Annotated in this window: 12 protein-coding genes; 8 read left to right on the top strand and 4 right to left on the bottom strand. The window is 56.4% G+C overall.

The window, feature by feature from the left end; all coding sequences use genetic code 11:
- Positions 1 to 85 precede the first annotated feature (85 nt).
- Entirely contained in the window at positions 86 to 1,024 is a 939-nt protein-coding gene (locus AC13F2_RS00340) for a HEPN domain-containing protein (RefSeq protein ID WP_103024997.1), read from the top strand.
- Positions 1,025 to 1,206: 182 nt separating this feature from the next.
- Here AC13F2_RS00340 and AC13F2_RS00335 read toward each other — a convergent pair whose 3' ends face one another.
- Positions 1,207 to 2,727: an ABC1 kinase family protein gene (locus AC13F2_RS00335; protein WP_103024998.1), complete on the bottom strand. Its 1,521-nt coding sequence runs from the start codon at positions 2,725 to 2,727 to the stop codon at positions 1,207 to 1,209.
- Between the two features lie 309 nt (positions 2,728 to 3,036).
- On the opposite strand from AC13F2_RS00335, the gene AC13F2_RS00330 reads away from it, so the two are divergent.
- Positions 3,037 to 3,987 carry a class I SAM-dependent methyltransferase gene (locus AC13F2_RS00330; protein WP_103024999.1) on the top strand — a complete coding sequence of 317 codons (951 nt, stop codon included), beginning with the start codon at positions 3,037 to 3,039 and terminating at the stop codon, positions 3,985 to 3,987.
- A 488-nt stretch (positions 3,988 to 4,475) separates the two neighbouring features.
- On the top strand, positions 4,476 to 5,198 hold the full coding sequence (locus tag AC13F2_RS00325; RefSeq protein ID WP_103025000.1) for a Crp/Fnr family transcriptional regulator: 723 nt from the start codon (positions 4,476 to 4,478) through the stop codon (positions 5,196 to 5,198).
- A gap of 33 nt (positions 5,199 to 5,231) precedes the next feature.
- Here the strand turns inward: AC13F2_RS00325 and AC13F2_RS00320 are convergent, their stop codons facing one another.
- Positions 5,232 to 5,900 carry an OmpW/AlkL family protein gene (locus AC13F2_RS00320; RefSeq protein WP_301642832.1) on the bottom strand — a complete coding sequence of 223 codons (669 nt, stop codon included), beginning with the start codon at positions 5,898 to 5,900 and terminating at the stop codon, positions 5,232 to 5,234.
- Between the two features lie 760 nt (positions 5,901 to 6,660).
- Between AC13F2_RS00320 and ccoS the strand changes: the two genes are divergently transcribed.
- From ccoS to AC13F2_RS00300, 4 genes are all read left to right on the top strand, one after another.
- The gene (gene ccoS / locus AC13F2_RS00315) at positions 6,661 to 6,813 is read left to right on the top strand and encodes a cbb3-type cytochrome oxidase assembly protein CcoS (RefSeq protein ID WP_103025004.1); all 153 of its coding nucleotides are present in this window, start codon (positions 6,661 to 6,663) and stop codon (positions 6,811 to 6,813) included.
- A gap of 238 nt (positions 6,814 to 7,051) precedes the next feature.
- Entirely contained in the window at positions 7,052 to 8,365 is a 1,314-nt protein-coding gene (hemN, locus tag AC13F2_RS00310; RefSeq protein ID WP_301643089.1) for an oxygen-independent coproporphyrinogen III oxidase, read from the top strand.
- 519 nt (positions 8,366 to 8,884) lie between these two features.
- On the top strand, positions 8,885 to 9,706 hold the full coding sequence (locus tag AC13F2_RS00305) for a universal stress protein (RefSeq protein ID WP_482970434.1): 822 nt from the start codon (positions 8,885 to 8,887) through the stop codon (positions 9,704 to 9,706).
- A 627-nt stretch (positions 9,707 to 10,333) separates the two neighbouring features.
- Complete coding sequence (locus AC13F2_RS00300; protein ID WP_301642835.1) at positions 10,334 to 10,687, top strand: hypothetical protein; 354 nt, start codon at positions 10,334 to 10,336, stop codon at positions 10,685 to 10,687.
- A 45-nt stretch (positions 10,688 to 10,732) separates the two neighbouring features.
- On the opposite strand, the gene AC13F2_RS00295 is transcribed toward AC13F2_RS00300, so the two are convergent.
- A complete protein-coding gene (locus AC13F2_RS00295; RefSeq protein WP_103025008.1) occupies positions 10,733 to 11,554 on the bottom strand; it encodes a universal stress protein in 822 nt (273 codons plus the stop codon).
- Here AC13F2_RS00295 and AC13F2_RS00290 point away from each other — a divergent pair.
- Positions 11,553 to 13,391, top strand: coding sequence for a cation:proton antiporter domain-containing protein (locus AC13F2_RS00290; protein ID WP_482970433.1), 1,839 nt, complete (start codon positions 11,553 to 11,555; stop codon positions 13,389 to 13,391). The two genes, AC13F2_RS00295 and AC13F2_RS00290, sit on opposite strands and share 2 nt — an antisense overlap.
- A gap of 393 nt (positions 13,392 to 13,784) precedes the next feature.
- Here AC13F2_RS00290 and AC13F2_RS00285 read toward each other — a convergent pair.
- The coding region (locus AC13F2_RS00285; protein WP_482964220.1) for a hypothetical protein at positions 13,785 to 14,188 on the bottom strand (404 nt) is incomplete at its 5' end.

The raw sequence follows: 14,188 nt of genomic DNA, 5'->3' as shown, positions 1-14,188 counted from the left end.
CCTCAGCGCTATGGATGGCGCCGTCGCCGCGCGCTGCTGCACTCGGCACGTGCAAGCGGCCGAACAGCTTGCTAGGGTTTGACCGATGAAGACGGACCTTGATCATCTTCCCCCTCAAAAGCAGCGCGAGATCGAACGCGTTGTCCAGCTCATCTTCGAAGAGTTCAACGATGCCTTCGCGCTCGCCAAGCACGAGTGGAAGAAAGCCGGACGGATACTCAAGATTATCCTCTACGGCAGCTATGCCCGCGGCACCTGGGTCGATGAGCCGCACACCGCCAAGGGTTATCAGTCAGACTACGATCTGCTCATCATCGTCAACGACAAGAGGTTGGCGGACAGGGTCAAATACTGGGCCAAGCTCGATGACCGGCTGATGCGCGAGTACGGTGTGACCGGTACGCTCAAGACGCCGGTCAACTTCATCGTCCATACATTGCAAGAAGTGAACGACGGTCTAGCCCATGGTCGCTACTTCTTCATGGACGTGAAGCAGGACGGAGTAGCGCTTTACCAGTTCGACGACAGCGAACTGCATACGCCCAAGCCCAAGACGCCCACGCAGGCGCTCACCATGGCGCAGGAGTATTTTGACGAGTGGATGCCGAGCGCGGCGAGCTTTCTAAAGGGCTACCGCTTCTATATGTCCGAAGGCGACTGGAAGAAAGCTGCCTTTCTTTTGCATCAGGGGACAGAGACCCTCTACCACTGCGTCCTTCTCGTCTGCACTTTCTACACGCCCCACGTGCACAATCTGGGCTTCCTGCGTACGCAGGCTGAGCGGATCGATTATCGCCTGACGTTCGTCTGGCCGCGCGACAATCGTAAGGATCGCGCGCGGTTCGAGAAGCTCAGGGAAGCCTACGTCAAAGCGCGATACTCGAAACACTACCGCATCAGTAAAGAAGAGCTTGAATGGCTTGGCGAACAGGTTGAGGAGCTTGGTCGCGTTGTACACGAACTTTGTTCGGAACGACTAGAGAAGCTCAGGGCAGAAGCGCGCGCGAAACCAGACAAGCAATAGTCTTTGCCCAAGAAGCTTTGGCAATTCGTGCGTCGCCCATTCTAGCTATCTAAAGCAGTCCGGCCATGACGACCGCTTTTGGGTCGTCTCCTGACTGTCCAGTGTTGCCGGCGTGAGTGCTCAACGCGGTCGTTCAGCTAATGACCTCGAGCCAAACATTCGCCATGCTCCCCGATCACGCCTCAATAAAACCAGGGCGCTATCGCTATGATCACGGCGCCCGCCACGATTGCAGCTGCAAGCCAGTGAATATCGCCGCTCGAGCCGCCGCGAGCCGGAGGCGATGGAGACGGCGGCATTCCATCTTGTTCCAACCGGCGGATCGCCGCCCGGATCAGGCGCGGCGCGTCATCTCCGATCTTGAACAGTTCCCAAGCGACGCCCTGCAGAATGGGACTCCAGTGCTCGGGTGACAAGCGCGCCTGCGCGATTCGAAACGAAGAGCGTCGCATGGCCTGCGTCAGGTCGAAGTCCGGTTCGATTTTCGCCAATACCCCGTCCATCGTGATCAGCGCCTTGAAGATCAGGAGAAGGTCGGGCGGTAACGTCATGCGCTCGTCGCGCATCAGCCCCAGAAAATCGGTTACCATGGCGCCCAGAACAAGGCGACCGCTGCCATGGCGCGCGATCAGCCGTTCCGATGCAGAGAGCACGCGGTCCGCCGGAACGTCGTCGCCGATCGACCACCGCGTCAACACGTCGGCGAGCTGCGTCGGACTGCCAGTGCTAAGCGCCTGCACGAAGCTGACAAATTCTTCTCTCCTGCGCGGGGATACATAGCCGACCATGCCCAGGTCCAGAAGAGCTATATGATTGCCCGGCAGGCAGAGAAGGTTGCCCGGATGCGGATCACCGTGGAACCGGCCGTTCACTAATACCATGTCCAGCACCATGTCGGCACCCAGCGCTGCTATTCGGGCCGGATCAAGGCCCGCAGACACCAGAGCCTGCGCATTGCTCGGCGGCACACCATCAATGTATTCCATGACGAGCAGCGTCTCAGACGTCCATTCCCAGTGGATTTCGGGCACGACGACGCTCGGCTGATCGGCAAAATCGGTTCGCAGACGATCAGCATTGCGCGCTTCGTTCGTGAAGTCGAGTTCCTCAATCATCGCGTCCGCAAGCTGTCGCATCATCCGGCTCGGCCCGAAGCGCCTCGCTTCGGCACTGCCGCGTTCCGCCAGGGCCGCAATATGCGCAAGGAGCCGGATATCCGCCTCGACCCTCAAACGAATGCCGGGCCGGCGGATTTTGATCACTACTGCACGCCCATCGTGCAGCGTTGCGCGATGGACCTGCGCTATGGAGGCCGCCGCCAGCGGTTCTGTATCGAATTCCGAAAAAGCGCTTTCGGGCGCCTCGCCAAGCGCCTCCTCGACAATCGGTCGCAACTCCTCGAACGGAAGCGTTGGTGCCTTGCTATGCAATTGCTCGAATTCTGCAACCCACTCCGGAGACAGGAGATCGGCGCGTGTCGCCAGGATTTGGCCGAGCTTTACGAAGGTCGGCCCAAGCTCTTCCATGGCAAGTCGAGTGCGCCGAGGCAGGCTATGCGACACACCATCGCCCGCATCATCGCTGCCCGAGCGGTCCAGTCCTATCCGGGCGAGCAGAACGCCGAGGCCATAGCGGGAGGTGACGCTGAAAATTTCTTCCAGGCGCTTGCGGTCCCGGCCTGCGATACGCAAAGTCTTTAACATCGCTTAGCATATGGTCACGCCGCAGCTTCTGTTCCACATCTAACTTGCGTGCGCGGTCAGTGATTGAATGGGGCAGCCATAACCGCCCTCGGCGCACGGCGCGATCCGCATTGACCAGTCGCGGAAAACCAGGTGGAGCATATACCTATGAGAAATTGAGTTTCCGCCGCCCAGCGAGCAGATGATGCTAGTCTACCACGAACTGGCTAAAGAAACGCAGCCTGCCGTGAACATAACAGACAGGAGTAGCCTCTCGTCTCAATAGCGGGCGCGCTTCGGCGTGATCGCCTTTCAGAGGAGATCATTCTCATGCTTGCTTCGATCCAAGACCTCGACGGTGCGCTCCAAAGTCCCATCACTGGAGAGGCGCTTAAATTCGAAAACGGACGCGTGAGCCGTCGGACCTCGGTCGGCGGAAGCGAGCCCTGCGACTTTCCAGTAGCCCGTGGAAAACCCGTGCTAATCGATTTTGCGAATTCGGTAATCCGCCGCGAAGATCTTGAAACAACGGGGGCAGAAAGCGCGATCGAGCGGCCACGATATTCCTTCGCCACGAAGCTGATCAAATCCCTGCTGTCGCCGGAAAAGAAATCGACGCGCAGAAATGTCTGTCGGCTGATTTCCGAACTCAAGCGCCGGTCCGATCGTCCCAGGGTTCTCGTGATCGGTGGCGGGAGCGAGGGACAAGGAATGAAGGCGCTCTATGTCGACCCCGATGTGGAAATATTTGCTTTCGACATCTATTCGACGCCGCAGGTGCAGTTCGTCGCCGATGCGCACGATATTCCGATCATCGATTGCTATTTCGACGGGGTCGTAGTGCAGGCTGTGCTCGAACACGTTCTGGAGCCGCAGCGAGTGGTTGACGAAATCCGGCGGGTGCTGAAGCCCGGAGGCCTGGTTTATGCCGAGACCCCCTTCATGCAGCAGGTCCACGAAGGGGCTTACGATTTCACCAGATTTACCGAGAGCGGTCACCGCTATCTGTTCCGCCGATTTGCCCTGATCGATTCAGGTGCATCCGGCGGACCGGGAAGACAGTTGATGTGGGCAGTCGATTATTTCGTGCGCAGCGTTTTTCGCTCACGCGCCGCCGGCAAGATAGCCAAGCTGGCCTTTTTCTGGGCAGTCTATTTCGACGCGATCATCCCTGCCGACTATGCCATCGACGGTGCCAGCGGAGTTTATTTCCTGGGCACCAAATCGGATCAGGCGGTCGGTCCGGATGCGATCATCGCGCATTACGGTGGGGCGCAATAGCTGTTTCACCCGAGTGAGCATCGTACAGCGCCATATTCAGGCACGATGCATGCAGTTCCTCATAAGCAGCGCCGATCTTTTCGAGCGCGTAATCTCTCGCCACGGTGGATGGCGAGTCATTTGCAGCAATGGGATGAGGGCGCAAATGCGATCGTGGCACCTTGTTCAAACATCCCAGGACCCGATGGATGCCTTTCTGATCCAAAAGCGAGCAGGACAATACAAATGCGTTGGTCCAGAAAGCCCAACAACTGCTCGAAGGTTTCTCTGCTAAAGGCTTCACGGATGACTGTGAGCAATCGAAGACAGGTGCCACAGAAAGCGTACCCTTTACTGACAGCAAATGGGCCGGTTCCAGACTGTCCGCTTTTAGCAAACAATTGGATGAAGCGAACATTTGATTTTTGGCGCACGCAATCAAACGCCTTTCCAGCCTTCTTTAAACGGATATTGGACCAGATCCCGCGAACTCGCTAGAAAGCGTTCCAATGGAACTGTCGACGAGTGATCTTCCCGCAAATTTCTGCCAAGCCTGTGCAGTGCGCAACCGGGCGATCTGCGGCGATCTCGACAGCAATGAACTCGACCTTCTAAATTCGATTGGGCGCCGACGACGTCTCGAACAAGGCGAACAACTCTTATGGGAAGGCGACGAAGCTGTCCTTGTCGCCAACGTGATTGACGGCGTGCTTAAGTTGTCGACGCAGTTGGCCGACGGCAAGGAGCAGATTCTCGGTCTCGTATATCCGTCGGATTTCCTTGGGCGACCTTTTGGAGACACCACTCCCTATGGTGTTGAAGCCCTGACTGACGCCAATGTTTGCGTGTTTCGCCGAGCGGACTTCGATCGCTTCGCGCGCGATCATCCACGCTTAGAGCACAAGCTGCTTGAACGTACGTTGTCCGAGTTAGACCGGACGCGCCGCTGGATGCTACTGCTTAGTCGCATGAATGCGGAACAGAAGATGGCGACTTTTCTACTCGAAATGTCGGAGAGGCTCGCGCCAGATGGGTGCCTAAACGCGGTCAATGCCGCGTCGGTATTCGCTTTACCCCTGTCCCGTCAACAAATCGGTGACGTGCTTGGTCTAACCATCGAGACAGTCAGTCGCCAATTCACGAAGTTGAAAAGCGAGGGGCTGATTGGACTACCTTCGCGGCGAGAGGTCACGATCCTCGAGCGAAGTGCACTCGAGAATCGCGCCGTCTAGTACCGAGCATTTATTCCGGGTTCCTTGGACTTTTTAGAAGCGGTAGCTCGCGCCTGCACTAAGGACCCAAGGGTCAAGTTGGTGGCGGGTTTCAATGGCCAACGCATCGCCAGAATACCATCGCGCTGTGGTATCGACAAAGTAGCGCTTTGCGTCGATTGTCAGGCCGAAACCGCTATCTCCGATCGCGATGTCGGTGCCTGCCTGCAGGACAAAGCCGAACTCGTCGGAAAGAGTGGTCCGCGTCACTCCGAGCGGAATAGTATCTGCCCCAGGATCTACATCGATCCACCAGAAATACGTCATCCCTAAGCCGAGGTAAGGCCTCACATTTGCAGCACCGAAGTGATATTTCGCTGTAAGCGTGGCGGGTATGAGCTTGGCCTTCGAAACCAGTTCGGCGCCAGGGACACCCGTCACGCCATCGACATCATGTTGAGTCAGGCAGCAGATCGTCTCGACCGAGAACTTCGGTTTGACGAAGTACTCGACTGCAAGCGTTGGCACGATGTTGTCATTGGCTTTGGTCTGAGTGGTGGCAGGAAGACCAACGACGTCTGTCCTGAACTCTGTGATTTTGCCGTCGGGGGCGACGTAGGTGCCGAGCAGTTTAACCTGAAGGCTCCTGTCATCATCCTGCGCCTGCGCCGGTGTGGCGAACATCGCCGCGCTAGTCAGCACAGCCATAAGCAACTTGTTCATATGATGATCCTTCTGCGCTGCAGTGGAAGCACCATGCTTCCATAAGTTCCAGCGTTCGGCCGCGAATTATGTCGCGGGAAAGACCGCCGCATTGATCTAGATCAATGATCTCCCGGCGGCTTTCACCCATTGCCCACAAGTGACCAGTTGCGCGAACGCTTTCGAAGAATTCTTGAGCTGTGTAGTGCCGGCAGGTTCTCGCGATGCTGCTCGTCGGCGTCTTCAGCACCGCGCGAAGTTGAGCTCGCTTACGCGCAACGCTTCGTTCGAGGTCAGCGAGGGCGACCACCAAATCATCTATGTCGCATGTGGCGTAACCAAACTGGTCGCTCACATGTCGGACTCTCGTGACCAAGTTCTCGCTTTTCACTTTGTTGGCGACATTTTCACCGTGCCCGCACCCGATAATTACGTTTATTCTGTCATCGCATTACGCGAAGCCCGGCTCGTGACCTTTCCTTCGGATGATTACCTCACGGAGGCGACAACGGAACCAGGCATCCTTCGCCATCTGCTAGACAACACCATACTTTCACTCCGTCGCAGTCGCGAAAAGGTCATCGCCCTGGGAAGCAAGACCGCTGCCGAGCGGCTTCATGGTCATCGTGCGCCAGAACTTCGCATTCGCGATAATCTACAACGTCTTTGCGGTACCTCTAGCGCTGGCAGGCATGGTCACCCCGCTTATTGCCGCTGTCGCGATGTCATTTAGCTCGCTTGTGGTAGTGGGCAATTCGCTCCGCCTCGCCAAGGCCGCCCCATGAGTGGGCTGGCCTTCCTCATTCCGATCGCACTCGGTCTCGGGGTGCTGGGTCTGGCAGCGTTCTTCTGGGCAATGCGCAAGGGCCAGTTCGAGGATCTGGATGGCGCGGCCCGGCGCATCCTGATCGACGACGATGAAGACGAGCGATGAGTATCTCATCGCTCGCCGCACTGTGCGCCCTCTTGCCGCTGGCGCTGGGACCACTGCCTACTGCCGAGACAAATATCACGGTCAAGCTATGCGGCGGCGGATTTGCGGAAATCCCGATCAAGCACAAATCGCCTCCCGCTCCGCCTTGTCATGCAAAGGCGTGCCATGCCGGATCTTGCCGCAAGAGATTTGATCTGGCTCAATGACCGATCTTCATGGCGCGCCCATGAGGGCTGCTATGTGGCCCTATTACCCAGACCTCCTCGCAACGCCCGTGCCCCGCTATACGAGCTACCCTACTGCTGCGGAATTTGGTGATCTCGATCCCGACCATTACCGGCAGGCCCTGCGGCACGCAGAGGGCGACGTCTCGCTCTACATCCATATCCCGTTCTGCGAGAAAATTTGCTTTTACTGCGGCTGCAACACGGCAGCCGCGGGGCGGCGACAGCGGTTGGAATCCTACTTGGATGCTCTCCATCGCGAAATCGTCCACGTTGCATCACTCCTTCCACCATCGACCCGCGTCAGGCGCATCGCATTTGGCGGCGGGAGCCCGAATGCCCTCGACCCGGATGATTTCCAGCGTTTGGTCGATGCGCTGTTCTTCAACTTTGCTTCGCCCAATCCGACCATATCCATCGAACTCGACCCGCGCACGATGACGCGCGAATGGGCTGCGGCGATCAATCGTGTCGGCATTGAACGTGCCAGCCTCGGCGTGCAGACTTTCGCGACCCATTGCCAGGAGGCCATCGGCCGCGTCCAATCGGAAGACTGCATCGTCCAGACCGTCGACTGGCTGCGCGACGCTGGCGTTACGTCGCTTAACTTCGACCTCATGTACGGACTTCCGGGCCAGTCCATGCACGACCTCGAAGACAGTCTCCAACGCACCCGCGTGCTCGGCGCCGACCGTGTAGCGTTGTTTGGCTACGCTCATGTCCCGCATATCGTCCCACGGCAAAAGGTCATCGACGACAACAACTTACCTGACCAGCGCCAGCGCTTCGCCATGGCCGAGATGGGCTACGCCTATTTTGTCACCCACGGCTATGCATCGATCGGGTTCGATCATTTTGCACGGCCAGGAAGCGATCCGTTGGCGAGTGCTGCATTCAGGGGTAAGCTTCGCCGCAATTTTCAGGGCTTTACCGACGACTCGAGCGACATTCTTATTGGCCTCGGCACATCGGCCACTAGCAGTTTCCCGCACCTGCTTGCGCAGAACGAAAAGAACAGCGGCCGTTACCGGATGATCGCCTCGCAGCACCACGTCGCAGCCAATCGCGGCATCAGGCGCACAGCCGACGACCGCTATCGAGCGGCGGTTATCGAACAACTGCTTTGCCAAGGGCGCGCGCAACTCGGAGCATGTCTGATGAACGAAGCCCGCGAAAGGCTTAGTCCATTTTTAGAGCGTGGTCTCGCGTTGATCGATCGACAATGGCTCGAAATTCTTCCTGGGGGCCTGCCCTACGCACGAAGTATTGCAGTAACTTTCGACACCTATCGCCAACCGAACGGACGGAAATTCAGTTCTGCGGTTTGAGAACTTCTAAAGATCGATGATTTTTGTCTTTTAGGCGTGCCGCGTGCTTTTCGGCAGTCACCGGACGACCAGTGAACCGCCCATCCGGGTCCAGTCATGCGCGTCGTGCGTGCGCGTGTTAAGCTTGTGTGAGAATTGAGTCGCTCGCGCACAGTTCTGTGCAATCTGGCTCGGCGCAAGACGCTAATAAACATAGGGATAAGAACCTTAAGCGAACACGAGATCGCCTCATTAAACTCTATCTGTCTGATAAATTACGATAAAAATACGAGCACGAGTATTCACTTCCCTTCATCGCGGGTGGCGCCCCATGCAATTAATGGCCACCACGGCTTCTTCGGCCGCACAAACGCGATGTTCTCCGGCAATCAGTTCGTATCCCTGGTTTACTTGTGCGTCCGATTGGCATCGCGCTGGTGCATCTTCGTTCTAAATTGTCTTGGATCAATTACTCCTTCGTCGACTCGTCCTATCCTTAAGGGAGTTCGGACGGAACTCTCCGTCTGTGTTGGAGGGCAAATGATGAAAACGATCCTATTCAATGCCTATAGCGACGAAGATTACCCACGGCGCTTGGATCTGGTTCTCGATCTGGCCCGGTATCTTGATGGCCATCTCACCCTTCTGAACTCGATGCCGTTCGAAACGACTGTTTCAGCCGATCCCTATGGCGCGGCGTTCGCAGCTATGGTGCCAATTTGGCGTGAGGAAGCACGCAACCTTCGCAAGAAGTCCGAAGTCGATCTGGCAAACGAGAATGTGCCTTGGGACTGGATAGAGGATAGCGGCCCAGTTTCGCATGCCATGCTTCGCCGTTCGGCTTTGGCGGATATAATAGTTCTAGGTGCTCGAGAGCCCAGGGTTGGTGGATCGCTACCGTCATACACGGCGGGCGAAATCGCACTGACAACTGATTGTCCAGTGCTTGTCCTGCCGGAGAACATCGAACGGCTTGAGTTAGACCAGCCAGCCCTTGTCGCTTGGGACGGGTCGGCGGAGGCATCCCACGCGCTGCGTGCAGCCACCCCACTGCTAAAGCGTTCGAAAAGTGTATTCCTGGTCACCGTCGCGATGAAAAAGAAGAAAGGGGCGCAATTCGATTTTCCCCCGATCGCCGGGGCAGAGTACCTCTCTCGGCACGGTATCGAATGCGATATGGTTGAACTTCAATTCGATGGCATGCCGGTGGCGCAGACGATAACAGAAGCCGCGGCCGCGAGAAGATGCGGGCTAATCGTGTTGGGCGCTTATGGCCGCATGCGGATCACTGAACGCATTTTTGGTGGTGTCACCCACGACATGCTTTCGAACTCAAGCGTTCCTCTTCTTCTGCGGCATTAACAACAAGACGCGTTTTCCTCGGAAGAGTATCCATTACTTCCACTCGAAAATGGGGTCGATGATATTCTTGCGAGTCATGATCCACCCGCTCTTTCTAAAGCCTGATCATTGATGGGAAAGTCAGGCTGATGTAATTAATCCCGCAGCTCATGCTTCTGGTTGACACCAGACACGCTAGCCTTTTCCAATGGCGGAACGATGAGATCTCAGGTGCATGTCCGCATTCCAGCGACGTGCAGCTTTTTCCGATCCAAATAATGCTAAAGAGCGTAACGCGAGAAAAGCGTGTCACAAAGGTTACGCGGTCAGCACCTTATAAATCATCAGTTGGCCAGTTCCTGACTCAGGAATATGAGAAAAGCGCTCGGTTCCTTCCACAATGATAAAGCAAGACCATCCATGAAATGACGCTGATAGCAAAAGCACTGAGCATTGTGATTCGCGACGCCGCGCGGCAATTGGACCGACGAACCTATCTACCGTAGAATGCCTGCACAGTAAGCCCGAACGCCATTGCCGTTAGCGTAACCATGGTGGTTGATCATCGACATGCGATAAGGCGTTAGCGAAATCAATCGGGGCGATAAGATGCCGGCAAACGGCGAATGAATAAAGAGGATGCGACGAATGAAGTACGCCATTCCGTTAATTTTGTCTTGCTCGCTTTTAGTAGCTTGCCAGTCCAGCGAAAGGATGAAGCTCGCGAACACCAGAAAGGGTGCCCCGGACTTTATCGTTGGAGTCTGCGGGGAATGTCACGCTGTTACGGCGAACGGAGTGTCTCCAATAGCTGACGCACCCGAATTTGGCGACATCGCGAACACCCCAGGACTGACCCGCGAAACCCTAGAGGCCTTCCTGTCAGATGCGCACAATTATCCCATGCAAATGGATCTGGATCTGGATCAAACCGACATCAAATCCATCGTCGACCATATCATGGCCATGCAATCGGACAAGCATATGAGGCGACCCTCCTGATCTGCCACTGCTTCGCCTATAGAATTGTGAAGCGCCAAGTGTTATTCAGGCATGCTCTGCAGAGTGCGTGACGACGAGAGTATCGATCGGAAGGCTTCGCAGTAGCTCGTTAGCGGTGCTCCCGATGCTCGCGTGCCTTAGAGCGGACTCTCCGTGGGTCCCGAGAACTAGCAAGTCGGTTTCGCTCTCGCGTATGTCCTTTCGAAGCGCACCGCCGGGGCTGCCATAAACAAGATGCGTCGTGACACGCTTACGAGTTTCAGGATCAATCTCTTCCAAAAACTCGTCAAACACTTTTCGCTCGGCTTTCTCGACGTCCTTCTTCACATATTCGGCCTTCTGCCACCCTTCGAACGGCACGTGATAGGCATGGATCAGCTGGAAATCCGCCTTGGGAAAAAGTTCTGCGGTCTTCTCCAGCGCCACTCGGGATGGAGTATAGAAATCGGTCGCGCACGCGATGCGGCGATATCGCGCGGTGGCCCTGGTCTTCACAACAAGGACTGGAACCGGCGAGTGGCGGATCACGTAATCGACAGCCGTCCCCAGCAGGAAGTCCTTCATGCTGTTGAAGCGCGCCGCTCCAAGCACGATCAGGCTGGCACCCTCTTCTTTGGCGACGCTGGCGATCGCGTAGTCCGCGCGCTCAATCGGATACCTGAAAGTGACCTTGATATCGCTATCCGGCAGTACGGACCGCATCCGCTTGTCGAGCTCGCCACGTGTCGGCGGATCGCCGAGAGCGGGATCGAGAGCATGCACGAGGACAACCTCGGTGTTCCACTCTTTTGCCAATTCTAATGCGCGATCGATTGCGCGATCCGCTTCCGCGCGAAAATCAGTTCCTACAACAATTTTGCCCGGCATGACTAATCGGCCCTTTCGGTTCTGCTCCTGCTTCCCCACGAAAAACTACCATCACGGATGCCACTCGACAAGAATTTCAGAGGTTCTGCTATCGACAAGCACAGCGGGTTTGCAGAGAGTTGGAGCTATGGAATCGCAACTACACATTCCCTACCTGCGTGAGGTCATTGTCTTTTTAGTCGTGGCTGGATTTGCAGTGCCGTTACTGCAGAGAAAATTCAGTCCGGTTCTTGGATATCTCCTAATTGGCGGAATGATCGGTCCCTACGGGCTCGGACTTTTCGCCGACGAAATTCCACTCGCGTCGTTTCTGGTGATTGAAGATATTGAGGGCGTTCGAGCACTTGCCGAGATCGGGATTGTGTTTCTTTTGTTCGCCATCGGGCTTGAGCTCTCGCTAGACAGACTCTGGTCGATGCGGCGACTGGTTTTCGGCCTTGGGAGTGCGCAGATTGTCGTCACCGGGACCCTGACAGGCGGTATAGCTTACGCGTGGGGTAATCCCCCTGCAGCGGCGCTCGTTTTAGGTGCGTGTCTCGCGCTTTCGTCCACGGCGATCGTCATGCAATTGCTGATCGAAAAGAGCAGGCTTACCACCCCGATGGGGCGCTCGGTCTTTTCGGTTCTGCTGATGCAAGATCTGGCAGTGGTTCCAATCCTTTTTGTCGTCGGAGTGCTCGGAACCGTTGCAGCCAACGAAGGCATATTCGGGGGCCTTGCTTTGGCAATGGGCGAAGCTGCGGTCACGGTAATCGTCATCTATGCGGTCGGCCGCCTGCTGCTCCGGCCGGTATTCCGCGCGGTCGCGCAGACGAACAGTCGCGAAGCGTTCATGGCAATGATCGTTCTGGTCGCGCTGGGCACCGCTGCGATTACTGGCGTCGTCGGACTGTCGATGGCGCTCGGTGCGTTTCTTGCTGGACTGCTGATTGCCGAAACCGAGTATCGCCACCAGGTCGAAGTCGATATCGAACCGTTCAAAGGCTTGATGCTTGGGCTTTTCTTTATGTCCGTCGGCATGGGCATCGACTGGCGTGTTCTAGGAGATTCGCCGTTCTGGATCGCGGCCTCGGTGCTGGGACTGATCGCTCTCAAGACACTACTAAACGTCGGCCTTTTCCTGCTGTGGAAATTGCCGCGGCATCGCGCGGTAGAAGCGGGTCTACTGCTCGCCCAAGCCGGAGAATTTGCCTTCATCGTAGTGGGGCTGGCCATGTCTCTGGGCTTGGTGCCAAATCCCACGGGTCAGTTCATGCTTATCGTGGCGAGCCTTACAATGCTGTTGACGCCAGCGCTGGCCACGCTGGCGCGTGTGCTAGGTAGGCGGCTCGAGGATAGCCAAGCCCACGATGCGACCGCAACTTTTGAGCAGGTGGAAGAGATCGAAGGGCACGTGGTCATCGCAGGTTTTGGAAGGGTCGGTCGAATGATCGCATCGATCCTTGATCGCGAGGATTTGCCATTCATCGCCATCGACAGGGATTCAGCTATCGCATCGGAAGCTCGATCAGCAGGATTGCCAGTGCGGTTTGGTGACGCATCCCGCATAGAGGTTCTGCAAGCTGCACGTGTAAGCCAGGCCAGTGCCCTAGTGATTACGATCGGGGATGCAAAGGCCACTGAATTGCTCACCATTCGGATGCGGGAAGCTGCGCCTCACGTTCCGCTTTTCGTGAGAGCGCTCGATAAGGAGCAGGCCGCGCGACTTACCGAGGCAGGCGCCACCGCAGCTGTTCCAGAAACTGTTGAGGCAAGCCTCCAGCTTGCTGCGAGAGTTCTAGAAGGCTGTGGGCTTAGTGAGGATGGAATACAGCAACGGATACAGCTTGAACGCTAAGCTAATTGCAATTCTGAGCGATGGGTCACGGAAGCAGAGCTTGCCTTTCCTGCCTATACGCTCAGAGAAAAATAGCTTGCGAGTTGGGACCTAAAGTCGCAGTCAACTGAGGTCTATTGACGGAAAAGCGGACCGTCAGCTTACAGACGATCGAGAAGCCCCCTCCAATGACAGAAAGGAGGGCGCAAAGCTGTCGCTTCAGGGCTCGCTTTCAAACGGCAGCTTAACCCGGCTATTCCCTACGTTCAAACAACTTTGGAACGGTTCCGAAAGCAACCGCAATAACAATTCGTTTGCTGTCGCTCAGATCTTAGCGCGCGCGAAGCGAAAGCATCGTGACCGTTTCTTCTGGTTGCTCACACACTGCTCCGCTGCTGGTCGAGAAGACACGCCTCAACCATTTCGGCATCCGCGCAAGCGCAGTTTGGTGATGTTGAGAACGAGGACCGTCGAAGGTTTCACCGCGTCACCCATGTCGCCGGGCGACAATGTCGGTGCGAGTTTGTTGCAGGTTATAGCCCCTCGCATGGGCCGCTTCATGCCGTTTAATTTGCAGCACTTTTGCAATCGAATTGCAGGGGCAGCGCTTCTGGCATAATCTTCGCCTGCGATAACAGGAAGTGTCCGCAGGCGTCTAATATTTTGGATGATTTTGATGGCCGCTGTATTTGGGGAGGACTTGGCTGCGGCCAAGTCTTGCACAGCGGCTGCATCAGGCGCTTCCCTCGCTCCGGTTAAACGGAAGCGTAGGAGTCGGATGATGGAGTACTTTGCAGGGCTCGATGTATCGATCGAGG

It is taken from the genome of Qipengyuania sp. L-5Y, assembly GCF_056859455.1.
This window is presented reverse-complemented; position numbering and strand designations above follow the sequence as displayed.